The organism is Chryseobacterium sp. MFBS3-17, from assembly GCF_020687745.1.
GTDB lineage: Bacteria > Bacteroidota > Bacteroidia > Flavobacteriales > Weeksellaceae > Marnyiella.
Genome location: NZ_JAJEWK010000003.1, coordinates 77,528 through 101,300 on the forward strand (window position 1 = coordinate 77,528; position 23,773 = coordinate 101,300).

Below are 23,773 nucleotides of genomic sequence, written 5' to 3' on the forward strand. Positions count from 1 at the left end.
GTCAATTTTCAATCTGCTAAAATAAGGATTAAGATTTACTTACCAAGTTTCTTCTGACAGATAATATCTTTCTTCGTGATTTGAATTTCATGACTCTTGCTCCTGAAAAATTTACCATTTTCAGCGTGGATCACTTTTTCAGTTTCCTGGCCGGTAAATCCCAGGCTGCGTATTATTTCACGAATCAGGAACGGATCTGATGCCAGCAGTCTTTGTTTGTCAAGGATGAATTTTTCACCCAGATTTTCTTTCAGGATTTCCCCGTACAGTGCACGCACATTTCTTTGAATAAAGTCATCGGCTTCATGCAGATTCCGGATAGAGTGGGAGAACTGCACCAGGAAATCCGGCACAATTTCCTGCAGTACAGGAACGGCTTTATTCCGGAATGCATTGCGCAGATAGTCGTTTTTCTGATTACTCAGATCTTCGCGAAACTGGATGTTTTCCGTTTCCGCATAAGCATAAATTTCTTTCTTTGAAGAAGAAAGCAGCGGTCTCAGAATATGGTTGTCCTGCGCCGGGATGCCGCTGAGTCCCGCAATACCCGAGCCTCTGGAAAGATTGATCAAAAATGTTTCCAGTTCATCATTCAGGTGATGCGCAGTCACCAGAAAATCAATCCCTTCTGCTGCCATAATCTTCCGGAAAAAATCATACCGGAGATGGCGTGCCCATAGCTGTATGGACTTTCCGGCTGGTTTTTCCTCATCAGATACGGTGTACAGGTGAAACGGGATCTGATTTAGGCTGCAAAAATCTTCTGTAAGTTGCCGGTCTGCCTCAGAATCATCATCCCGCATACGGTAGTTGATGTGTGCTGCCTGAAAATGAAGTCCGCACTTCAAAAATAAATCGGCCAGAACCATAGAATCCGGACCACCGCTCACCGCCAGCAGGAATTTTTGCTTTTGAAAATCAGGACAGAGATTTTGGATTTTTTCTCTGAAAGTCACTGTGCTAAGCATGCTATTATGGCTTATTTTAAGGAATATTTAGCAAATATAATTCTATTCTTTAAATTGAAATCAGTAATTTTGACCATATAAATTTTATGATATGAAAGTATTTAAATTAATGGCCATTGGCGCAGTGGCGGTCACCATGACCTCCTGCGTGAGCCAGAAGCAGTATGACGCGCTTAATGAAAATTACAAACAGAGCATTGCCACCCTGGGCGAGAGACAGAGTGAGATTCAAAGTCTGAAATCTTCCAATGCCGGACTGAGCAGCGAAAACGCCTTGCTGAAAGGTCAAAATGATGCCTTGAAATCTTCACTGGATGCTTGTCTGACCAATACCGGACAGGGTTCTGCCAATATTGATAAACTCATCGGCGAGATTAATGCTTCCAATAAATACATCAAACAACTGATTTCTACCAATTCCAAAAATGACAGCTTGAATCTGGCATTGTCCAACAAACTGAAACGTTCACTGGATAATGTGGCAGATGCAGATGTGGATGTGAAGGTGCTGAAAGGCGTGGTCATGATTTCATTATCAGACAAAATGCTGTATAAAACAGGGGATTACAACGTACTGCCAGCCGCGGCAGAAGTATTAGGAAAAGTTGCTCAGGTTATCAATGATTATGACACCTATTCTGTTTTGATTGAAGGAAATACAGATAATGTTCCGTTAAATTCCAACAATCTGCCGAAAGACAACTGGGATCTTTCTGCACTGCGTGCAACCTCTATGGCTAAAATCCTGCAGATTCAGTTTGGGGTAGATCCGTCCAGAATTACTGCCGGCGGACGTAGTGAGTATAATCCTAAGACCACCAATGCATCCGTTTCCGGAAGAGCAGAAAACAGAAGAACTGAAATCATCATTATGCCTAAGCTTGATGAATTCATGAAACTGATGGATGTGGCTCCTGTGAAAAACTAAACATTCATTTCCTCAAAAATACCTCGCAGATCTTATGTCTGTGAGGTTTTTTGTTTTAAAATCTTTACATTTGAAGTGCATTAAACCCTTTTTTAATGAGTTTTTTTGAAGAATTAAGTCCGGAAATGGACCGTTATCTGGAAAATCATGCTTCAGCCGAGCCTGAAATACTGAGAAGGCTGCGAAAGGAAACCTTTCAGAAAACTACTCAGCCGCATATGATTTCCGGATACCAACAGGGCAGGCTGCTTGCCATTATTTCCAAAATGATACGCCCGGAGCAGGTTCTGGAAATCGGAACATTTACCGGCTACGCTACATTTTGTCTGGCCGAAGGTTTACAGGAAAACGGCAGAATTACTACACTCGATATCAACGAAGGACTGGCCTGGTTGCCGCAGAAATATTTTGCCGAAAGTGAATTTTCAGAGCAGATTGATTTCCGGTTGCAGGATGCCGCAACGTTTTTGCAGAATACCGATGCTGTTTTCGATCTTGTTTTTATTGATGCTGATAAAGAAAATTATGTGGAATATTTCAAACTCATCAAACCCCGGTTGAAATCCGGTTCGGTAGTCATGTTTGATAATGTGCTCTGGTACGGCAAAGTTTTGGAAGAGCAGCCCAAACAGAAATCCACACAAAAAATTAAAGAACTGAATGGTCTGGCCGCACGGGATGAAGATTTTGAAAATCTTATTTTACCTTTGCGGGACGGGATCAATCTGCTCAGAAAAAAATAATGAGTACCTGAAATTCCGGTGCACGCCGGTGAATTATAAAGTTTTGTAGAATGAATAAAGCAATTTGCACGGTTTCTGTGGCACCGCTTCGTGCCGGGCCTGCACATACCGCCGAAATGGTTTCACAGATGCTGTTTGGCGAAAGTGCAGACATCCTGGAAGCAGGTCACAAATTCAGTAAAATCCGGATGCATTTTGACGGGTATGAAGGTTGGATCTCTCATCAGCAGATTTCAACAGTTACAGATGAGGTGATATCTACGAGGAAAACAACCGTATTGAGCAGCGTTTTCCAGGTTACTGATGTATCTGGCGGGCCGGTATTATTATCCATGGGAAGCGAGTTAGATACGGACCCCGAAGTCGCAGAGCATTCGCAGAGACAGTCTCCTGCAGATATCGCTATGCTTTTCGTCAATGTGCCTTACCTTTGGAGTGGCCGCAGTTTTTTCGGAATCGATTGCAGCGGACTCACACAATTGGTATATAAAGCGCACGGCACCGTGTTGCCACGGGACGCCTGGCAGCAGGCGGAAAAAGGGGTGGTGCTCGATTTTGTGGAGGAAAGTGAGCCGGGTGATCTTGCATTTTTCGAAGATGAAGAGGGTAGAATAATCCATGTCGGAATGATGCTTGACAATCAGAAAATCATCCATGCATACGGAAAGGTCCGGATTGATTTACTGGATTCCTCCGGAATTTTTAATATGGAACTGAATAAGCATACCCATAAGCTCAGATTTATAAAGAGAATATCCTAAATCAAAGTCATGTTGATAAGAATAATGGTAGTGCTGAATGTGATCCTGCTCGGATTTATTTGGGGATATCCTGCCGTTCATTATGCAGAGCTTCCGGAAATAATTCCTTCTCACTTCCGCGGGGACGGAACTCCCGATGGTTTTGGCAGTAAAAGCCTGATTTGGCTGGAGGCGGACATGGCCACAGTTCTTTTCGGAATTTGCTGTTGGATGTATGCACAACCGTCCAGAATTAATCTACCGGAAGATTTCAAAAAAAGTCCTGAAGCGGTAAGGCGGTTCATTGCCTTGTTTTGCACTCTGGTGATGCTTATTTTTGCATGGATAGGATATACTACCATAGAAACTGCGCTGGGGCGCGGGGCTCAAATTACTTTAGCTCCGGGAATGGTTATCGGGTTGATGTTTGTAAGCATCATCGGGTTGCTGATTTATCTCGGAAAGGCAAATGAATCCCCAAACCGGAAAGATATCCAAAACTGATTTCGTGAGATTACTCTATAATATATTTGTGGCACTCATGGTTTTCGGGATGAAAGCCGGTGCATTATTTAATTATAAACTGAAGAAGGGGCTTGCCGGCCGGCGGCAGAGCAATGCCATTGTGAAACAAAGTTTTTCGCCTTCTGACCGCATCATCTGGATGCATGCAGCCAGCCTGGGAGAATACGAACAGGGATTGCCCGTGCTGGAAAAACTTAAGAAGCATTTTCCGGAGCATAAAGTGCTGATTACTTTTTTTTCACCTTCCGGCTATGACCACGTGGTTCGGAAAAATCATCTTGCCGATGCGGTTTGCTACTTGCCGTTGGATACAGAATCTCAGGTTGCGGAATTTACTGGACATTTTAAAACGGATATTTTTTTCACGGTTAAATATGAATACTGGTACAATTTGCTGCGTATACTGCATGACAAAGGCACGGTAATTTATGTGGTATCTGCCTTTTTTTATGAGAAGCAGTTGTTTTTCAAGCCTTATGGGTCATGGTTCACCGGTCAGATTCGCAAGCATGTGAACTGGTTTTTTCATCAGACTCCGGATTCTTATGCATTGGCCCGGACTCTGCGGCTGGCTCAGTCTTCCATTTCCGTCGATACCCGGTTTGACCGTGTGAAGCAGCTGCGTGAACGGGATCATTTTATTCCGGGCATCGACGGTTTTCGCGGGAATCACAAACTGTTGGTTGTCGGAAGTTCCTGGGAAGCAGAGGAACGCATGGCACAAGTGATTGCGGCCAGAAACAAAGACGTGAAAATCATCATTGCCCCGCATGATCTGAAACGGGTAGATGATCTGAAAGCTATATTTCCGGGGGCATTGCTGCAATCAGAAATGGAAGCAGGTCATGCTACGGCAAATCAACAGCAAATATTGATTATTGACAGTATCGGTCTGCTTTCACGGTTATATGCGTATGCAGATGTGGCGGTGGTAGGCGGTGGATTCCATACCAGAGGACTTCACAATATTCTGGAGGCGGCAGTATTTGGGGTTCCTGTAATTTTCGGAAATCATTATCAAAAAAATCCTGAAGCAGATGAATTGATTGCCCGCCACGGAGGCAAATCCTTTAAAGATGAAATAGCCGCTGCATCATTTATTACAGATCTGCTGAATGACGGGGATTTAATGACTGAGATGGGCGCGCATGCCGCAACCTTCATCACGGAACAGCCCAATGCGTCGGCAGTAGTAGTGGCCAGGATTCTGGAGGATCGTAAATCTAATTAAACAGCCGGGAATATTTCATAAAGCCGTTCAGTGCCCAGTTGGCGGTGTAATACCAGGATTTCAGCAATGAAAATTTCATGAATTTCCGGTAAACGAGATACTGGTCTTTCATGATATTAGTTTTTTTACGCGAAATGCTGCTGGCGTGCATGCGATATTTTGCCATGGTTTTGGGCAGCGGTTTTCCTTCGGGGATTCTCTTCAGCAGATTCAGCCACATGACGTGATCTTCCCGCTTGCTCCCGTCCGGAAAAAATTCTTTGCCCGCTCTTTTGCTGTCATACATGGAACTGAGGAGAGACAGGCGGCAGGTCTTTAGCAGATTATGGTAAGTTACAGTTTTATCGGCTTTAAAGTCACCCAGCACGGGGTTCAGCTCTTCATCGCATCGTGCGTAGTTGGAATAGGCCAGCTCTGCATTTTCTTTTTTCATGAAGTTCAGCATTTCTTCCAGAAATTCGGGATTCCAGTAATCATCGGCATCCAGAAAAGTGATGTATCTGCCTGTTGCGTTTTCCAGGGAAAGATTCCGCGCATATCCGGCACCGCTGTTTTTTTTGGTGTGGTAAACTTTAATGCGTTTATCATTCAGATTTCGTAGGATTTCCCGGGAGGCATCCGTAGAGCAGTCATCTGTAATAAGCCATTCCCAGTCTGTAAAGGTCTGCCGCTGGACAGCATCTATGGTTTGCTGCAGAAAGGCAGCTGAATTATAAACCGGGGTGATGATGGAAACTTCGGCCATGAAATTCGTTTCTGCAAATATAAGATTTAGTTTCCTGCTATGGGAAGTTTGTATTTTTGTTAAAAAACAATACTTTTATAACCTTATTTGTAATATTAGCTTTGTGATTTTAAAATAATTGCTAATTTTAACCCCATAAAATTTATTCATGAAAAAAATACTTTTATTTCTTACTGCTGTTTTCAGTATCGGTCTGTTGGTCAATTGTGATGATGATCCTGTGGTGGGTCAGTCAATAGCCGGAACATGGAAGCCTGTAAAGATGGTGGAAACGGTGGTAGACAGTACCGGTTCCCAGTCTGAAACCTTTTACTATTCTGACTGCCAGCAATTGTCCCGCTGGGTGTTCAATAAAGACAATACAGGAAGCGTACTGGAGCAGGATGATACCTACACCAGTTGTCATGTCAAGTTTCAGAGCAATCTCAACTATGAGTACAATGATAAGACCGGGGAAATTACCCTTACCTATATCACCTTTCAGGATCAGGGAGTGGTACTGGATCTTACAGATTCTACCATGAACCTGAAAATTGAGAATGTAGATCTGGTGAATGATGTATATATTTCAGAAACCTATACGCTGGTCAAGACTAACTGATTGCATCTTCCCGCTGAGGAATCTGTTTTCCCTGAAATAAAAACGCTTCATCGTGAAAATGTCCATGCCCTTGCAGAAATCTGTAAGGGTATTTTTATATGGAATGAAAAGCCATATGTTTTTTATAAATTTGCGGATTAAGAATTTAAAAGTTTCATTCACATAAAGAAATTTACAATTAAAATGTTCTACAACCATCAGCAGATCGAAAGTAAGTGGCAGAAATTCTGGGAAGAAAATCAGACCTACAAAACACCGGATGATACCGGTAAACCCAAATTTTATGTGTTGGATATGTTTCCCTATCCATCCGGTGCAGGTTTGCACGTAGGTCACCCGCTGGGCTATATTGCCTCAGATATCTACGCCAGATATAAGCGCCATCAGGGATTTAATGTCCTGCATCCTGTAGGATATGATTCTTTTGGTTTGCCGGCAGAGCAGTACGCTATTCAGACCGGGCAACATCCCGCTGTGACTACAGAAAAAAATATCAACCGTTATGAAGAACAGCTGAAGAGAATTGGATTTTCCTTCGACTGGAGCCGCGAGCTGCGTACCTCGGACCCTTCCTATTATAAATGGACACAGTGGATTTTCATTGAACTGTTCCATTCGTGGTATAATAAAGCTGCAGACCGTGCAGAACCCATCAGTACGCTGATTCAGCATTTTGAAGAAAAAGGCTCCGCCGGACTGGATGCCTGTCAGAGTGATGCGCTTCATTTCACCGCAGAGGAATGGAAAAACGCTCCGAGTATTGATCAGCAGGATATTCTACTGAACTACAGACTGGCCTACCGTGCAGAAACTACTGTGAACTGGTGTCCCGCGCTGGGAACGGTTCTGGCAAATGATGAGGTGAAGGACGGCAAATCCGAACGTGGCGGCTATCCTGTATTTCAGAAAAAAATGATGCAGTGGAGCATGCGGATTACGGCATACAGCGAAAGACTGCTTCAGGGGCTCCAGTCTCTGGACTGGCCGCAACCGCTGAAAGATGCACAGGAATACTGGATTGGTAAATCTCAGGGTGCGCAGTTGAAGTTTGAAGTGCTTCCGGCAGAAGATGGGCAGACAGAGCAAGTCGAGGTGTTTACAACACGCCCTGATACCATTTTCGGAGCCACTTTTATGGTTCTGGCACCTGAACATCCTTTGGTGCAGAAGCTCACTACAAAAGGACAGCAGACAGAAGTGGATCATTATATAGAAGAAACTTCCAAAAAGACGGAACGTGACCGTATGGCAGACGTGAAGAATGTTACAGGCGCTTTCACGGGGGCGTATGCTCACAATCCCTTTAGCGGAAGGGAAATGCCGGTCTATATATCAGATTATGTGTTGATGGGCTATGGCACCGGTGCCGTAATGGCTGTTCCGGCGCATGATGAGAGAGATCACCGTTTTGCAAAGAAATTCGGTCTGGAAATTGTGAATGTCATTAAAAATGATGGGGACATACAGGAAGAATCATTTGATTCTAAAGACTCGGTGTGTGTCAACTCCGATTTTCTGGATGGATTGAATTATGAGGATGCCAAAGTAAAAATAATCTCAGAGATTGAAAGCCGCGGCATGGGTCACGGCACCACGAATTACAGACAGCGCGACGCTATTTTCTCCAGACAGAGATATTGGGGAGAGCCGGTTCCGGTGTATTTTAAGGAAGGGATGCCCTATACACTTCCCGTTGCCGTATTGCCGCTGGAATTGCCGGAGGTAGAGAAGTATCTGCCTACAGAAGACGGAGACCCGCCATTAGGCAATGCAAAAACTTTTGCCTGGGACGAAGCCAACCAAAAGGTTGTAGACACTCATTTGATTGATGAAGAAACAATTTTCCCTTTAGAATTATCCACCATGCCGGGTTGGGCGGGCAGTTCCTGGTATTTCCTGAGGTATATGGATCCGGGGAATGATGAGGTTTTTGCAAATAAAGAATTAACCGACTATTGGGGACAGGTAGATTTATACATTGGCGGAAGTGAACATGCCACCGGCCATTTGCTGTATTCACGGTTTTGGAATATGTTCCTGAAGGACAGAGAATTTATAAAAAATGACGAACCTTTCCGGAAACTGATCAATCAGGGCATGATTTTGGGTATGAGTGCATTTGTATTCAGAGTAGACGGAACTCATCAGTATGTGTCCAAAAATCTGGCGAGGGATTATAAGACACAGAAAATTCATGTGGATGTATCGCTGTTGGCCGGTGCAACGGATGAACTGGATCTGGAAAAGTTCAGGCAGTGGAGACCGGAGTTTGCAGATGCAGAATTTATACTGGAAGACGGCAAATACATCACCGAACGTGAGGTGGAGAAAATGTCCAAATCTAAGTTCAATGTCGTCAATCCGGATGATATCTGTGACGAATACGGTGCAGATTGTCTGCGTCTCTACGAGATGTTCCTGGGTCCGCTGGAGCAGTCCAAGCCATGGAATACGCAGGGACTTTCCGGAGTATATGGATTTCTGAAGAAGTTCTACAATCTCTACTATGACGGGGACACCGTGTCCATCTCTGAAGAGGAGCCCACCAAACAGGAATACAAGGTATTGCATACTTTAATTAAAAAAGTTATCAGTGATCTGGACAATTTTTCATTCAATACTTCCGTTTCACAGTTTATGATTACAGTGAATGAACTCCAGAAGCTGAAATGTAATAAGCGGCAGATTCTGGAACCATTGGCGGTACTGATTTCACCGTATGCGCCTCACATCTGCGAAGAACTATGGCGTGTAGCCGGAAATGAGGAGTCCATAGAGCAAGTGCCGTTCCCGGAACTCAATGAAGCCTATCTGGAAGAAGATGCGTATGAATATCCGGTAAGTTTCAACGGGAAAATGCGCTTTAAGCTGAGACTGGCTACTAATCTGAGCATGGAACAAATAGAGGCAGCAGCACTCGGAGATGAACGTACAATTGCGCAATTGGATGGAAATTCACCAAAAAAAGTGATTATTGTTCCAAATAAAATTATTAATATTGTTCTCTGATTTGTTAACTTCTAAGGCTTGGCATTAGGGAATTTATAAAAATAAAGAATGATTTTTTTAAATTTTCAATCATAGCTTTTAATGTGAAAATAATCAGCAGAAATGATTGGAAAAATTGCTGATTCAGCAATGTTAATTTTGTATTAAGAATAATCAATTTTAGCCAAATCGCGGGTAAATATTTGCGGGAAAGATTTATTTGCATTTATTTTACCGCTCGAAAAATTTAGATAAAAAATAACAATTATAATTTAGTTTACAATGGAAATGAATGTTTCAAACAGCGAGGAGCAAGTAGTTGCTAAAAAGGTAGGAGGTCTTAATCCTGCGTTAATTATCCCAATTCTGATATTGATAGGGGTAGCCATTTATTTATTTATTTTAGGTAATCCAAGCAATTTTAAAGCAGACCCAAGATTAGAAGGAGTTCCTTCTGTATCAGGCTGGTTCTCCGGTGTGGATACAGTAGAATTGCATCCGGATGGTTTCATGGGGATTATTTTCATGGGAGGTCCTATTGTACCCATTCTGATTGCCTTTATGATTATCGTAATCGTATTTGCTATAGAGCGGGCTTTAGTGCTTAGAAAAGCAGCAGGGAAAGGAAATGTAGATAATTTTGTACTGAGCATCAGACAGTTGCTGAATCAGAATAAAGTAGATGAAGCAATCGAAGAATGTGACAGACAGGAAGGATCTGTAGGAAATGTAGTAAGAGAAGGACTGGTAACGTACAAAGCGCTTTCCCACGATACCTCTCTGAATAAGGAACAGAAGATGGTAGCGCTGAACAAGTCTATTGAAGAGGCCACCACACTGGAAATGCCAATGCTGGAGAAAAACATGATGATTCTTTCCACGCTGGGTACAGTAGCAACGCTTGTAGCACTTTTGGGTACGGTAATCGGGATGATCAAGGCGTTTAGCGCCCTGGGTTCTGGTGGAGGTACACCGGATTCTGCAGCCCTGTCCATCGGTATTTCTGAAGCTCTTGTAAATACCGCTCTGGGTATTGGTACTTCTGCAGTAGCCATCATCCTTTATAATTATTTTACTTCTAAAATTGACGGATTAACATTCAAGATTGATGAAATCGCAATGTCTATCCAGCAGTCTTTCGCTGAGTTTCACTAAGAAACCGCTAAAATCTGCGGACTTCAGCTTTTAACTTCCGGTTAAAAGAAAAGTCCAATCACAAGAAGTTTAATAAAATTAAAAAATAATATAATGGCGAGAGTCAAACCAAAAAGACATAATATTAGGGTAGACATGACGGCGATGACCGATGTATCATTCCTGCTCCTAACGTTCTTTATCCTCACCGCCCAGTTTGCAAAACCGGACGTGGAGAATATTACCACGCCATCTTCTATATCAGAGAAACTACTTCCGGATGGCAGTTTGATGACGATTCTGAGTACCACCGACGGAAGATTCTATTTTACCCCGGTTGAAAACGGTACTGAAAGAATGGCACTGCTGGATAATATGGGACAGAAGTATGGTATGCAGTTCACGAATGCTGAAAAGGCTACTTTTGCTAATGTACAGTCAGTCGGAGTTCCGATGAATCAACTGAAGGGATATCTGAACCTGTCTGAAGATGACCGTAAAGCATTTAAAAATGCCCCGGGTATTCCCATGGACAGTACCAATAAACAACTGGTGGACTGGGTTCAGCAAAGTTTGGCAGTAAATCCTGATTACAAACTGGCAATCAAAGGAGATACCGAAACCAAATATCCGAAAGTGAAAGCTTTGTTTGAAGGATTAAGAGATATAGACTTCCTGAAATTCTGGTTAATTACCAGCCAGGAGGTTGCAACAAATTAATTGAAAAATGGCAGACGTACAAGTAAAAGATAGCAGCGGGAAAGGTGGAAAGGTGCGCTCGCAAAAGCAGCCGCCACACGTGGACCTTACCCCAATGGTGGATTTGGCGTTCCTTTTGATTACATTCTTTATGTTGGTAACAACCTTCAATAAACCGAATGTAATGGACCTGGGATTACCGGCAAAACCAAAGGATGAAACGCAAAAACCGCCACCAACAGATATTAAACTGTCTAATTCCATTTCTGTATTAATCGGAAAAGATAATCGTTTGTTCTGGCATCAGCAGGAAACAAGCACATTGAACGCCGATAATTTAAATGAAACCACTTTCGACAGAGAAGGAATCAGAGAGGTTATTCAGCAGGCAAAATCCAGAGCCGAAGATCAAAGTATTTTTACAGTGATCATTAAGCCCACGGATGATGCGGTATATAAGAATTTTGTTGACATGTTAGACGAAATGGCCATCACCGAAAGTGAGCGCTACGGGGTTACAGACTTGAAGCCCGCAGAGCAGGCCGCGTATAACGCCAAAGTGGCAGGAGTTGCCGCACCGGCAACAAATTAACCGAATAAATAGATTAAGAAATGGCAGATGATAACAATTACGGTGCTACGCCTACATTAGACGAGATCGTATTTGAAAACAGAAATAAGCAGTACGGAGCCTATCAGCTGCGTACCCTCTACCCGAAAGTGCTTACCCGCTCTTTCATCCTGGGGACCATTCTGTTTCTTGTGGCGGCCTTAACTCCTTTTGTTATCCTTAAACTTAAGGAAATGAATCAGGCTCAAAAGCAGGAAGTAGATGCAAATCTGATAGAGATTATTGAAGAGGATGTAATTATAGAACAGCCTATAGAGGAAGAACCACCTCCACCACCTCCGCCACCGGTAGAAGAGGAACAGATTGAAGTGATTCAGAACGTGGTGCCGGAACCAAAGAAAGCACCGGTAGTGGAAACACCACCGCCACCAATCTCTAAACAGCTGGAAACGCAAACAGGGCTTGTAGCGCAGGAAGGGGTGAAGACCCCTACCTATACGCCACCGCCGCCGCCACCATCCACCGGTACCAAAGCCGCTACTATTGAAGCGCCAAAACCGGTCGTAGACCAGAAAAAGGTTTATGATGATGTAGAGCAGCTTGCAGAATTCCCTGGCGGAATCAATGCATTCCGTAACAAAGTGGGCAGTAACTTTGATGTGGAATCTATGGAAGGTGAAGGTTCTGTAAGTACAGAAATTACCTTCGTGGTAGAACGGGACGGAAGTATTACTGATGTAAAAGCGACCGGACCCAACAGAAACTTTAATCAGGAAGCTGAAAGAACCATTAAGTCCATCAGAAACAAATGGACACCGGCAAAGATCAACGGTCAGTCTGTACGCTACCGTTTCAGAATGCCACTGAAAATGAACTTCCAGTAATCCATATTAACTTTATGATAAAAAAGAGAAACGCTGGTTTCTCTTTTTTTTATTTTTAGTATTTTTGTAAATATGATATTCAATTGGTTATCTTTCTTCGCTGGAGTTTTATACATCATTTTAGGAATCTTTGTGGTGCTGAAGTTCTGGTTTTTTGTGCCCCTGGAGCCCAATATTGCCTATGCATTGGGAGCGGTGCTCATCATATACGGATTATTCAGAATTTACAGAGCTGTGAACAGAATGAAACAGAAGAAAAATGAATCATAATATTCTTGTCCTCATCGCCTTGTTTTTCCTGGCCGGCTGTCAGAAGAAAGAAAAGGTGAAAAGTGGTACTTATCATCAGGGAAACCTAACCGTACTTACGGATCCGTCTTTTTTGAGTGTTACGGAAGCACTGGCTGATGGTTATATGATCAGCTACCCCGAAACTTCCGTGAAAGCGGAGGCTATGAAGGAAGATCTCGCGTTCCTAGAACTCCTGAAGGGCAATGCCAGGGCAATAGTCATGTCCAGAGAACTGAATGAAGATGAAGTTGCGGAATATGAGCGCATGACCCACGCCGAGTTTCTGCCTGCCCCATTTGCTGCAGATGCAGTCGTGTTTGTGGTACCCAAAGACTCGCCCAGAGAGCATATTTCTGTACAGGAAATTGAATCGGCACTGCAGTCTGCGGATAAAACACTTATTTTCGATGGAACCAACTCCAGTAACCTTAATTTTGTAGCACAAAAGTTCGGAAAGAAGCCCTCAGAACTTCAGTTTTCTATTCTGAACGGAAATGAAACGATCGTGAAGGAACTGGCCGCTTTCCAGGATAAAATTGGCGTAATCGGGATGAACACCATCAGCAGGCCTTATTCCCGGAGAGCCGAAGAATTGCGTGAGATGGTGAAAATCCTTCCGGTAGTGGACCGGGGTGTCAGTTACCTCCCGGCCGGGGAAAATCTGACCCCGGATAAATATCCTTTTACCAGAATCCTTTATTTTCTGGTGAATGAACAAACCTTTAATATTGCGGGAGGACTCACTCGTTTTGCCAGTGGTCAGAAGGGACAGATGATTGTGCAAAAAGAAGGGTTGCAACCCTATTTCCTCTATCCGAGAGAAGTGAAAATGTATTGATTCACAGGTGCTTTTTCCGCTTCAGCACTGCTTTTGTAAAAATGGAACGGATATTGTAAATTTAAATACAAATTATAAAATTTGAACTTTTAAAAAAATGAGAAATAAAATGAATTTATCTAAAAAGATTGCTTTTACTGCGGCGGCAGTGTTTTTTGCGAATTTTGCGTTCGGTCAGACTTTACAGGATGGTATTGCCAGCATAGACAGCCATAAGTATGCAAAAGCGAAACAGAATTTTGAGAGTATGATCGCAAAATCACCCAATGCTGAAAACTATTTCTATTTGGGTAATACATATCTGAGCCAGAGTGAGCCTGATTTTGTTCAGGCAGAACAGAATTTTAAGAAAGGACTGGCTGCAGACAGCAAAAGCTATCTGAATAAAATCGGAATGGCAGCAGTGAAATTGGGAAGAGGAGATAAGTCCGGAATTACCGATATTCAGAATGTTGTAAAAGATTCAAAGGAGAAGGATGCAGAAGTGCTTTTCAGAGCTGGTGAAGCCCTTACCATGTTCGAAAATACCAATAATCCTGATCTGGCTGTTCAATATCTGGACAAAGCGGTAGAACGTGCCTCAAAAGGCGGGGTTCCTGCTCCCTATTATTATACTTTGGGCGATGCGTACCGTCTGAAACTGAGCACAAGCCCTCAGATTGCCGGTGCTGCTATGACTGCCTATGATAAGGCATTGCCGGTAGCCAAGAATAAAGCGTCCGTATATACCAGAATCGGTACGTTATGGATGCAGGCTCAGCAATGGCAAAAGGCCAAAGAGAAAATAGATCAGGCTATTGCAACAGATGCTACATATGCACCTGCCTATAGAGCGCTGGCTACTTATGAGATGCGTTTCGAGCAACCTCAGAACGCCACCAGAGCTCTCATTAACTATGCCAAGTATGCAGACGAAGATCCTAATACGCAACTGGACATTGTAAAAATGTATTTCCTAAATGAAGATTATGCGAATGCCAAATCTTCCCTTGATAAAATTTTCAATACGGTTCAGGATCCTATCAAACATAAACTCAGAGCATACCTGGATTATGCAGATGGAAACTATGAACAGGCAAAAACTGGTCTTACTACTTTTATGAACAGTGTGACCGATAAATCCAGAATTGTACCCGGTGACCGCGGTATGGAAGGATTAATTCTGGCGGGTCTGGCACAAAAGGAGACCGATGAAAGCAAAAAGTCTGCTTTATTGCTTGAGTCTCAGCAGAAAATTGCCATTGCCAAAAATGCAAAAGACCAGACCATGGACTGGGATCAGGAATTGGCCATGATTAAAGGTGGTGGAGGAGCCAGTTCAGCTGCTGCAAACGCAGGTCCTACCAGCCCTGCTATTGAAGCGCTGAAGAAGCAGATTGCTGCCAATCCAAATGATGTAGATGCCCTGGTGAAACTGGGTTCAGCCTATCAGGAAGTACAAAACTGGAATGGCGCCATCCTTACCTGGGATAAGATGATTGCACTCTCACCTGCATGGGCTTACTCATATTATGCGAAAGGAGCAGCCTATCAGCAGTTGGGCAATGAAGCCATGGCAGAAGCTTCTTATCAGAAGTTTATAGATACGGTTTTAGCACAGACTCCGGAGGAGCAGATGCCGCAGAAGGAAACCTTGTCTTATGCCTACTATCTGGTGGCGTATTTCAATCAGACCAAAGATATCGCTAAAGCGAAAGATTACGCAGCAAAAGCGGTTCAGCTAAACCCCACGTATGAGGATGCGGTAAATCTGAATAATAACCTTAATCTGCAGCAGAATTAAACAGGAAAGTTTAATCTGAATCTGTACATCATCATTCCCGGCTCTTTGCAGTCGGGAATTTTTTGTTTTATCTTTGAAGGATGAAAGTAGATATTTTAGCCATCGGCGCACATCCTGATGATGTGGAACTGGGATGCGGTGGAACCATAGCCAAATTGATTTCTGAAGGGAAGAAAGTAGCTATTGTAGACCTTACACAAGGCGAGCTGGGCACGCGTGGAACCAATGTAACCCGTGCGCAGGAATCTGCGGAAGCATCAGAAATTCTGGGAATTCATGCCCGTGAGAATCTGAAAATGAAAGACGGTTTTCTGCTGAATAATGAAGACCATCAGATGCAGATCATCAAAATAATCCGGAAATATAGGCCTGAAATTGTTTTTGCCAATGCCATAGATGACCGGCACCCGGATCACGCCAAAGCGGCAAAGCTGGTGTCAGATGCCTGTTTCCTTTCCGGCCTGATTAAAATTGAAACCGAATATGAGGGAGAAAAGCAGCAGGCCTGGCGCCCGAAACAGATTTTTCACTATATCCAGTGGAAGCCTGTAGACCCGCATTTCGTGGTAGATATCTCAGCCTTTATGGACCAGAAGATAAAAGCATGTCTGGCGTACAAAACACAGTTTTACGATCCGGATTCCCGGGAGCCGATGACGCCTATTGCAACCAAAGACTTTCTCGAGAGCCTCACGTACCGTGCTCAGGATTTGGGCAGACTCTCCGGAGTGGACTATGCAGAAGGCTTCACTTCAGAAAAAATGATTGCAATTAAAAATTTTGATGGTTTAATTTTGTAATTGATACAAAAACCTTATATTTGCACCCACAAAACGGTGATTGTAGCTCAGTTGGTTAGAGCGTCGGATTGTGGTTCCGAAGGTCGGGGGTTCGAGACCCCTCATTCACCCAAAAAATAAAACGCACTGAATTTCAGTGCGTTTTTTATTGTTTCAAACCGAATTGGTTATTTTTTGTCATCGGCAGCCGGTGCGTTATCCGGGAATCTTGCCTGTGTGTAATCTCTGGAAATTGCTGATTTCTCAAATTTCAGCTTTCCGGAAAGGGTTTCTATAACGATTCCGTCTTCTGCAATCTGAGCGATTCTGCCGTGCATTCCCGAAGTTGTGACCACTCGCTGACCCACTTTCAGGGATTCCTGGAAGTTTTTTTCCTGCTTTTGCTTTCTCATCTGCGGACGGATCATCAGGAAATAGAATCCCACAAACATCAGACCCATCATCATCAGCATGGTCATTCCGCCGCCTTCAGGCTGTGCCTGTAAAAATATGCTTATCATCAATTAATTTTTATATTAGTTAACAACGTTTGCAGAGAACGTAAGTACGATGGGCGCCTGCTCTACATTGGCATACACTTCAGCTTGTTTGTTCTGCAGTCCGTCAAAGCTGGAAGAATCAAATTCCAGGGTTACGCTTCCTTTCTGGCCCGGTAAAATAGGGGTGTTGGTATACTGAGGTGCTGTACATCCGCAAGCCGGTTTTACCTGAGAAATAATCAGTGGATTGTCTCCGGTATTGGTAACTTCATAAACATGAGAAACTTTCCCTCCTTTTTTTACATCTCCGAAATTATGGTGGTTTTCAGATAATGCCAGAGAGGTCATAGGGTGTGACTGTGCTTTTTTAATCAGTTCATCCTGTGGGTTTACAGGTGCCGCAGCAGCTTCCGCAGCAATTTCATTTTCAGGGCTCAGTTCCAGCGTTTCTTCTGTCTGAACTTCGGTGTTTTCTTTTTTGTCGCATGAGGTAACTCCCAGCGCGCCTACAAATAATCCTAAAACAATAAGTGACTTTTTCATTTTTCTATTAATTATATTCTGTTTAATTCTTTTGTATACTTGTCTAATATTCCGTTTACAAATATATTGGACTTTTCCGTGGCAAAAACCTTGGAAATCTCAATATATTCATTGATGATGACTCTGGAGGGTGTCAGGGGAAAGCGATCCAGTTCTGTAATGGCGGCTATCAGAATCACACGGTCCATTAAAGCCACACGTTCCAGTTCCCAGTTTTCCAGTTTTTCTTTCAGCTTATGCTCGCTCTCTTCCCAGTGATTAAGGCTTGCGCGCAATAGTTTTTTTGCAAATTCTTCATCTTCTTCATCTTTGATGACCCGAATCAGGGTATGAGAAGGCTGATCTTCGCGGAAAAATCCAATGGTTTTCTGAATCATGGAATTGGAGATGTGAAAATCATCTGCCCAGCTCATTTCTTTTTCCTCCACATGCTCGTGGAAATCTTCATTTTCTGCAAGATAACGAAGGAAAAGCTTTCCGATGAATTTCTGGTCTTCCTCAAAGGTTGAAGTTTCCATGGCCATGAAATCCTGATATCTTTTTCCGGCTTTGATGCGCTGAAATGTTCTTACCAGCAAATCATCATGCAACTCCCAGGTCAGCTCCTTATGTTTGGCAGAAAAAGCAATGCGCTCTTCATTATCTTCAATTTTAATTAAAATGGGATTTTCTATGAACCGCCGGTTTGGGTTCAGTTCGGCATCTGTTTTCAGAAATTTGTTTTTTCCGATTTCGATCTGATTTTCTGCAACTGCCTTCAGGGCCACCAGAAAATTGAGCTGGTAAATGTAAAGGTGATAAATTTTTTCGATGTCACTGAGCATGTTTTTCTCCAGTACATCGTATTTGATAGGGTTTTGATGGTATGAGTACAGGGCCTCTACCACTTTTTCACGGATCTGTCTTCTTCCTAACATTTCAAAGAGCTTATTTATGGGTGCAAAGATAATGTTTTTTTTACGAAAAGCTTCGCACTCTTTGGCAGGTGCGCAACCGGCTTTTTCAGAGAATCAAATTACAATTTCTTACTTTTGCAAAGATTTGCGGTGCCACCATGCAGCACTGCCATCCCAATGGTATGAATGCACTTAAAACCCTCAATCCGTATTTCTGGAAGCACCGGATGCTTCTTTTTTATGGGTTTCTTTTTATAATAGCCAGTAACTTTTTCAACATCTACAAAGTTCAGTTTGTAGGGAAGTCTGTAGATGAGATTGCTCAGAATATGCATCTGGGTTTTAACCGGCAGGTTCTTATTTATGTAGGAATCATCATCTTTTCGTCACTTCTTACCGGTTTTTTCACCTTTATGATGAGGCAGACCATTATTGTGTCTTCCCGCCGTATAGAGTATGAACTGAAAAACAAAATCTACAACCATTATCAGGAATTGTCACTTACTGATTTTAAGAAAACAACTACCGGTGATTTAATGAACCGCCTGAGCGAAGATGTGGTGGCGGTGCGCATGTACCTGGGACCCGGCGTGATGTATGTGGTGAATTTACTGGTATTGCTGATTATTACCAGCATCTACATGATCCGCACTGATGTTTCCATGACGCTTTGGACGCTTGTTCCGCTTCCGTTACTCTCTTTTGTGATTTACAAAGTAAGTTCGGTGATCAATAAAAAGTCCAAAATCATGCAGAAAAGCCAGTCGGCAATTTCCACTTTTGTACAGGACAGTTTCTCCGGAATCCGGGTGGTAAAGTTTTTTGCCAAGGAAAAATATATTGAAAAAAATTACGGAATCAAGGTGAAGGATTATGAGGAGAAAGCTCTGGATCTGGCGAAAACAGAAGCGTATTTCTTTACCATTATCCTGTTTGTAATCGGTCTGCTCAATGTGGCTGTTTTGTTAATAGGCGGACAAAAGTACCTGAACAATGAACTTTCTGTGGGGAAAATTGCAGATTTTTTCATGTACATCAATATCCTGATCTGGCCGTTTTCTATGGTGGGTTGGGTGACTTCCGTCAATCAGCGTGCAGCGGCTTCTATGACCAGGATTAATGAATTTCTGGATATGAAATCAGAGGTGAAGGATGAGGGAACACTGGTGGTTCCCATACGCGGAACTATAGAATTCAGGAATGTTTCCTATACCTATCCCAACACCGGTATTCAAGCTTTGAAAAATCTGAGTTTTCGAATAGAAGCCGGAAAATCACTGGCCGTCATGGGAAAAACCGGCAGTGGAAAGACTACCCTGGCGCTGCTGCTTACCCGTCTTATTGACCCTACGGAAGGAGAAATTCTGGTAGATGGTATTAACCTGAAAGAATATCAACTAGAGCATTACCGCAAACATCTGGGGTACATTCCGCAGGAGAGCTACCTGTTCTCTGATACCATAGAAAATAACATTGGCTTTGCACTGGATGAGCCCTCACTGGAGAAAGTTACTGAATATGCCAAAAAAGCCGACGTACATAAGAACATCATCGGATTCAAGGAACAATACAAAACCATGGTAGGCGAGCGGGGAGTGATGCTGTCCGGCGGGCAGAAGCAGCGGATCTGTATTGCAAGAGCATTAATCAAGGAGCCCAATATTCTTATTTTTGATGATGCACTCTCGGCACTGGATACCGAAACGGAAGAAAACGTGCTCCGGAATATAGAAAGCCAGTCTGCAGATCGCACCATGATTATTATTACCCACCGGGAATCCAGTGCGAAACGTGCAGATAAAATCCTGAATCTCACCACGGTAGTTGATGAAGAAACCGTCTGAGTTTTGTTAATCTTTCATAAATAACCCAGATTGCTTAGCAATTATTGAAAAAAAGTATTTTGCAGTTCGCTGAAATCTATTATATTTGTTTCCATAAGATTTCAAAAAATTATCGTACAATGAGTGATTACAAGGAACGCCACGAAAACGAAATTTTCACAAAGGTGTTGAAAGCAGGAAGAAGAACATATTTCTTTGATGTGCGCGAGACGAAAGCGGGAGATTATTATCTTACGATTACTGAAAGCAAAAAAAACTTCGGCGAGAACGGAGAAGCAACTTTTGAGAAACATAAAATTTACCTTTACAAAGAAGATTTTACTGCTTTTCATGAAATGTTTAATGAAAGTACAGATTTCATCATCAATGAAAAAGGTCAGGATGTCATTTCAGAACGACACGACAAAGACTTTAAATCCAAATCTTTTACCATAGATTCAGATGATGAAGTATAAGTATAAAAACACCCCCTGCGGGTGTTTTTTTGGTTGATGAAATTAATTCCCGGTTTTGAGCCGGTAGATTTTCCCGCCGTATTCTATGGACGCAGCATTCATAGGTAAAATTTTCACTTCATAGCTTATGGCACGGCGTGAAGTAAGATAGGGATCTATGATGTATTTCTGAACCCTGTCCCGGTCACTGTTTTCGTGGATCCAGAAGGTGATACGGTCTTTTTCTTTCACCGAAAAATATTGCTCACGGAAAAAAGTGTGCACCAGTGCTTCGCTTTTTCGCCGGTAAAGAAAATCCAGCGTTTCATGAACTGCAGTGAATACGATTGCAATCAGCCCGATTCTTACAAAATTTTTGAGCACAGGCTTTTTGATCAGGAAGCGCAGGAAGTATATGCCGGCGCACATCAGTACTATTTCGGGGAGGCTTACGGGCACATTGTACATCATGGCGCCGTCCAGCTCAGACAGAAGGTGAATCAGATCCAGCACCAGAAGAATGAAACGGTCATAGAAATACAAAATGAAATCCGGCACGATCGTGAGGCCAATGAGTACGGTCATTCCCAGACTGAAGATAATCAGAATATTGGAAAGGGGAACTACTATAAGATTGGCTATCACAGAAATAGCTGAAAACTGGTGAAAATAATAAAGGACCAATGGTAATGTCGCAATCTGTGCGGCCATGGTAATGGAAAATGTATTGGCCAGAATTCGTTTCATAAAAGTATCCTGTCGGGGAAGATACTTAAGAATGGGCTGATTCAGCCAGAAGATTCCGAATACCGCTACAAAACTCAGTTGAAATCCTACATCAAATAACTGATGTGTATCGGTAAACAGGATGATCCATGCGGCCAGTGCCATAGAATGCAGCAAGTCTGTTTTGCGCTGCAGCAGAACATAAATATAATAGACGCTGATCATAATGCAGGACCGGACGACCGAGTTTCCATAATCTATAAAAATGGCAAATGCCCAGATAAAAAGCAAACTGGCCGTAATAGCAGTTCTTCGGTAACCAGGAGGTGAAATATTCATCAGCAGCAGATATACAAGACCGAAAATGATGACAATGTGGGAGCCGGAAATGGCCAGAATATGAACCAGTCCGGTTTTTGTGAAATCACTGACGGTCTGCCGGTCCATTTCGGTGCGGTCTGCCAGAATAATGCCTTTCAGAAATTCCCGGCTTCTGGGCGACATTCTTGTGGAGTCTATTTGCTGAAGAACATCCAGTCTTTTCTGTTTAATGGTTTCGGCGAAACTTAAATCTTTGCGCTTCGCGACCCGGTAGTCCTGTGGCAGATAACTTTGATAATAAATGTCCTTCCGGCTGAGATACCTGGCATAATTAAACTGATAATTATGCTCCGGCTCCTCCACCCGGTTTATGTAGAGCCTGGCCTGGTAATAATGACCATAACTCAGTTCCGGAAGACTTCGGGGAACAGAAAGCACACTGCCGAAACTGCTTTGGTCTGTATAAATGATGACCTCGAAACGCCTGTTCTTTTCGTTAGAGTTCAGTTTTTCAGTGAGTTTGAAGAGGTAGGTTCCCTGGGGTGCAATGTGGGGAAGAGCAGGTTGCGAAAGGTTGTAGCCATGGAGTACAATCCCAAGCAGGACACAGAATATGGCCGTGAAATATTTCCTGAGTTTAATAATCCCGATGTTGCGCGAAAACCAGGACAACAACGTGAAGGCAGAAAGGCAAAGTAAAAACAGGCTTAATTTCTGGCCTGTGAAAAGGTGCTCCCGGAGGATGATTCCCGAAATGAAACAACAGCATAATATCAGAAGGGGTTGCTTTGCCAAAGACAGTCAATTTGCATGACTTTAAAGATAATAAAATAATGGGCAATCCTGCACGCAGGAAACCAAAGTTATTTCACAATGATGGATGCTGCACAATCGCTGGCCCCGCTTCCGCCCAGTTTTTCACGAAGCAAGCTGTAATCTTTAAGCATATTCGCGCGTCTCGGTCCGCTCAGAATCGCGCTAAGTTCACGAGTCATATTTTCTGTATTCAGTTCATTCTGAATCAGTTCGGTCACTACTTCCCGGTCCATAATCAGATTGACAAGCGAAATATATTTGATGTTTTTAATCAGCCTTTTACCGATTTCATATGAAATTCTGCTGCCCCGGTAGCACACCACCTCCGGAACATTGAGCAGCGCCGTTTCCAGAGTAGCCGTACCGGATGTGACGAGTGCAGCGGCAGAGCATCTCAGTAAATCATAGGTTTTATTGGATACAAAATGAACATCTTTATCGGTAAATTGTTCATAAAAACTTTCAGACAGTCCCGGTGCGCCGGCAATCACCAACTGGTAATCCGGGAAGTCAGGGCGTACGGACAGCATCAGATTCAGCATTTTGGAAACCTCCTGTTCCCGGGATCCGGGCAGCAATGCGATGATTTCTTTGTCGTTCAGATCATGTTCTTCTCTGAATTTGTTGCCGTCCGGCTCCGGTAGTCCCGAGATGGCATCCAGCAGCGGGTGGCCTACAAAATGAGCATCTACCTCATGTCTGGCATAAAATTCTTTTTCAAAAGGGAGAATCACCAGCATATCATCCACATGCTTTTTCACCGTTTCTACGCGGCCTTCTTTCCATGCCCATAGCTGGGGTGAAATGTAGTACACCACACGAATGCCAAGATTTTTGGCAAATTCTGCAATTCTCAAATTAAATCCGGGATAATCTACCAGAATGAGCACATCCGGCCGGTATTTTTTAATGTCTTCTTTACAAAACCGGATATTTCTCAGAATCGTATTCAGGTTTTTCGCTACCTCCAGAAATCCCATGAATGCCAGTTCTTTATAATGCTTCACCGGAGAATTTTGGGCTGCGGCAGCCATCAGATCACCACCCCAAAACCGAAAATCAGCAGTGGGGTCTTTTTTTAAAAGAGATTTCATTAGATTCGAAGCGTGCAGGTCTCCAGAGGCTTCGCCGGCTATGATATAGTATTTCAAGGGTTGAGATTCTGGTTTCAGATTTTCCTACCGGGATCATCACCCGGAAACAAAATCAATTATTTAACGTAAATTTGTGTAAAGATAAAAATAA

The 23,773-nt window shown here is 43.0% G+C and carries 24 protein-coding genes and 1 tRNA gene; 18 read left to right on the top strand and 7 right to left on the bottom strand.

Annotated elements, in window-relative coordinates:
- Positions 1-35 precede the first annotated feature (35 nt).
- Positions 36-968 (bottom strand): tRNA lysidine(34) synthetase TilS, encoded by a 933-nt coding sequence (tilS, locus tag LKO26_RS01840; protein WP_227586099.1) that lies wholly within the window; start codon positions 966-968, stop codon positions 36-38.
- A gap of 91 nt (positions 969-1,059) precedes the next feature.
- On the opposite strand from tilS, the gene LKO26_RS01845 reads away from it, so the two are divergent.
- From LKO26_RS01845 to LKO26_RS01865, 5 genes are all read left to right on the top strand, one after another.
- Positions 1,060-1,896: an OmpA family protein gene (locus LKO26_RS01845; protein ID WP_227586100.1), complete on the top strand. Its 837-nt coding sequence runs from the start codon at positions 1,060-1,062 to the stop codon at positions 1,894-1,896.
- Between the two features lie 95 nt (positions 1,897-1,991).
- Positions 1,992-2,639, top strand: coding sequence for an O-methyltransferase (locus LKO26_RS01850; RefSeq protein WP_227586101.1), 648 nt, complete (start codon positions 1,992-1,994; stop codon positions 2,637-2,639).
- A 50-nt stretch (positions 2,640-2,689) separates the two neighbouring features.
- Positions 2,690-3,400, top strand: coding sequence for a C40 family peptidase (locus tag LKO26_RS01855; protein ID WP_227586102.1), 711 nt, complete (start codon positions 2,690-2,692; stop codon positions 3,398-3,400).
- Positions 3,401-3,409: 9 nt separating this feature from the next.
- On the top strand, positions 3,410-3,883 hold the full coding sequence (locus LKO26_RS01860) for a DUF1648 domain-containing protein (RefSeq protein ID WP_227586103.1): 474 nt from the start codon (positions 3,410-3,412) through the stop codon (positions 3,881-3,883).
- 4 nt (positions 3,884-3,887) lie between these two features.
- Positions 3,888-5,135 (top strand): 3-deoxy-D-manno-octulosonic acid transferase, encoded by a 1,248-nt coding sequence (locus LKO26_RS01865; protein ID WP_227586104.1) that lies wholly within the window; start codon positions 3,888-3,890, stop codon positions 5,133-5,135.
- Here the strand turns inward: LKO26_RS01865 and LKO26_RS01870 are convergent.
- The gene (locus LKO26_RS01870) at positions 5,128-5,880 is read right to left on the bottom strand and encodes a glycosyltransferase family 2 protein (protein ID WP_227586105.1); all 753 of its coding nucleotides are present in this window, start codon (positions 5,878-5,880) and stop codon (positions 5,128-5,130) included. The two genes, LKO26_RS01865 and LKO26_RS01870, sit on opposite strands and share 8 nt — an antisense overlap.
- Positions 5,881-6,028: 148 nt before the next feature.
- Here LKO26_RS01870 and LKO26_RS01875 point away from each other — a divergent pair, with 148 nt between their 5' ends.
- The 11 genes from LKO26_RS01875 to LKO26_RS01925 all read left to right on the top strand — a co-directional run bounded on the left by LKO26_RS01875 (position 6,029) and on the right by LKO26_RS01925 (position 16,580).
- Positions 6,029-6,481, top strand: coding sequence for a lipocalin family protein (locus tag LKO26_RS01875; RefSeq protein ID WP_227586106.1), 453 nt, complete (start codon positions 6,029-6,031; stop codon positions 6,479-6,481).
- 183 nt (positions 6,482-6,664) lie between these two features.
- Positions 6,665-9,490, top strand: a complete 2,826-nt coding sequence (gene leuS / locus LKO26_RS01880) for a leucine--tRNA ligase (protein WP_227586107.1) — start codon at positions 6,665-6,667, stop codon at positions 9,488-9,490.
- A 261-nt stretch (positions 9,491-9,751) separates the two neighbouring features.
- Complete coding sequence (locus tag LKO26_RS01885; RefSeq protein WP_227586109.1) at positions 9,752-10,624, top strand: MotA/TolQ/ExbB proton channel family protein; 873 nt, start codon at positions 9,752-9,754, stop codon at positions 10,622-10,624.
- Between the two features lie 93 nt (positions 10,625-10,717).
- On the top strand, positions 10,718-11,323 hold the full coding sequence (locus LKO26_RS01890; RefSeq protein WP_227586110.1) for an ExbD/TolR family protein: 606 nt from the start codon (positions 10,718-10,720) through the stop codon (positions 11,321-11,323).
- A 7-nt stretch (positions 11,324-11,330) separates the two neighbouring features.
- Entirely contained in the window at positions 11,331-11,894 is a 564-nt protein-coding gene (locus tag LKO26_RS01895) for an ExbD/TolR family protein (RefSeq protein ID WP_227586111.1), read from the top strand.
- A gap of 20 nt (positions 11,895-11,914) precedes the next feature.
- Positions 11,915-12,757, top strand: coding sequence for an energy transducer TonB (locus LKO26_RS01900; RefSeq protein ID WP_227586112.1), 843 nt, complete (start codon positions 11,915-11,917; stop codon positions 12,755-12,757).
- Positions 12,758-12,829: 72 nt separating this feature from the next.
- Positions 12,830-13,027 carry a DUF308 domain-containing protein gene (locus LKO26_RS01905; RefSeq protein WP_227586113.1) on the top strand — a complete coding sequence of 66 codons (198 nt, stop codon included), beginning with the start codon at positions 12,830-12,832 and terminating at the stop codon, positions 13,025-13,027.
- Positions 13,017-13,886, top strand: a complete 870-nt coding sequence (locus LKO26_RS01910; protein ID WP_227586114.1) for a PstS family phosphate ABC transporter substrate-binding protein — start codon at positions 13,017-13,019, stop codon at positions 13,884-13,886. The genes LKO26_RS01905 and LKO26_RS01910 overlap by 11 nt, the downstream gene beginning before the upstream one ends.
- 109 nt (positions 13,887-13,995) lie before the next feature.
- On the top strand, positions 13,996-15,669 hold the full coding sequence (locus LKO26_RS01915; protein ID WP_227586115.1) for a tetratricopeptide repeat protein: 1,674 nt from the start codon (positions 13,996-13,998) through the stop codon (positions 15,667-15,669).
- A gap of 80 nt (positions 15,670-15,749) precedes the next feature.
- Complete coding sequence (bshB1, locus tag LKO26_RS01920; RefSeq protein ID WP_227586116.1) at positions 15,750-16,469, top strand: bacillithiol biosynthesis deacetylase BshB1; 720 nt, start codon at positions 15,750-15,752, stop codon at positions 16,467-16,469.
- 35 nt (positions 16,470-16,504) lie between these two features.
- A tRNA-His gene (locus LKO26_RS01925) sits at positions 16,505-16,580 on the top strand.
- 56 nt (positions 16,581-16,636) lie between these two features.
- On the opposite strand, the gene yajC is transcribed toward LKO26_RS01925, so the two are convergent.
- Genes yajC through nusB form a run of 3 tightly spaced genes read right to left on the bottom strand, consistent with a single transcriptional unit; the run spans position 16,637 to position 18,408 of the window.
- Positions 16,637-16,969 (bottom strand): preprotein translocase subunit YajC, encoded by a 333-nt coding sequence (gene yajC / locus LKO26_RS01930; protein WP_227586118.1) that lies wholly within the window; start codon positions 16,967-16,969, stop codon positions 16,637-16,639.
- Between the two features lie 15 nt (positions 16,970-16,984).
- On the bottom strand, positions 16,985-17,491 hold the full coding sequence (locus tag LKO26_RS01935) for a DUF1573 domain-containing protein (protein WP_227586119.1): 507 nt from the start codon (positions 17,489-17,491) through the stop codon (positions 16,985-16,987).
- An 11-nt stretch (positions 17,492-17,502) separates the two neighbouring features.
- A complete protein-coding gene (gene nusB, locus LKO26_RS01940; RefSeq protein ID WP_227586120.1) occupies positions 17,503-18,408 on the bottom strand; it encodes a transcription antitermination factor NusB in 906 nt (301 codons plus the stop codon).
- A gap of 161 nt (positions 18,409-18,569) precedes the next feature.
- Here nusB and LKO26_RS01945 point away from each other — a divergent pair, with 161 nt between their 5' ends.
- Positions 18,570-20,231: an ABC transporter ATP-binding protein gene (locus tag LKO26_RS01945; protein ID WP_227586121.1), complete on the top strand. Its 1,662-nt coding sequence runs from the start codon at positions 18,570-18,572 to the stop codon at positions 20,229-20,231.
- A gap of 119 nt (positions 20,232-20,350) precedes the next feature.
- Positions 20,351-20,686, top strand: coding sequence for a DUF3276 family protein (locus tag LKO26_RS01950; RefSeq protein ID WP_227586122.1), 336 nt, complete (start codon positions 20,351-20,353; stop codon positions 20,684-20,686).
- Positions 20,687-20,728: 42 nt separating this feature from the next.
- On the opposite strand, the gene LKO26_RS01955 is transcribed toward LKO26_RS01950, so the two are convergent.
- Positions 20,729-22,507, bottom strand: coding sequence for a ComEC/Rec2 family competence protein (locus LKO26_RS01955; protein WP_227586123.1), 1,779 nt, complete (start codon positions 22,505-22,507; stop codon positions 20,729-20,731).
- A 68-nt stretch (positions 22,508-22,575) separates the two neighbouring features.
- Positions 22,576-23,679: a lipid-A-disaccharide synthase gene (lpxB, locus tag LKO26_RS01960; RefSeq protein WP_227586124.1), complete on the bottom strand. Its 1,104-nt coding sequence runs from the start codon at positions 23,677-23,679 to the stop codon at positions 22,576-22,578.
- Between the last annotated feature and the right edge of the window lie 94 nt (positions 23,680-23,773).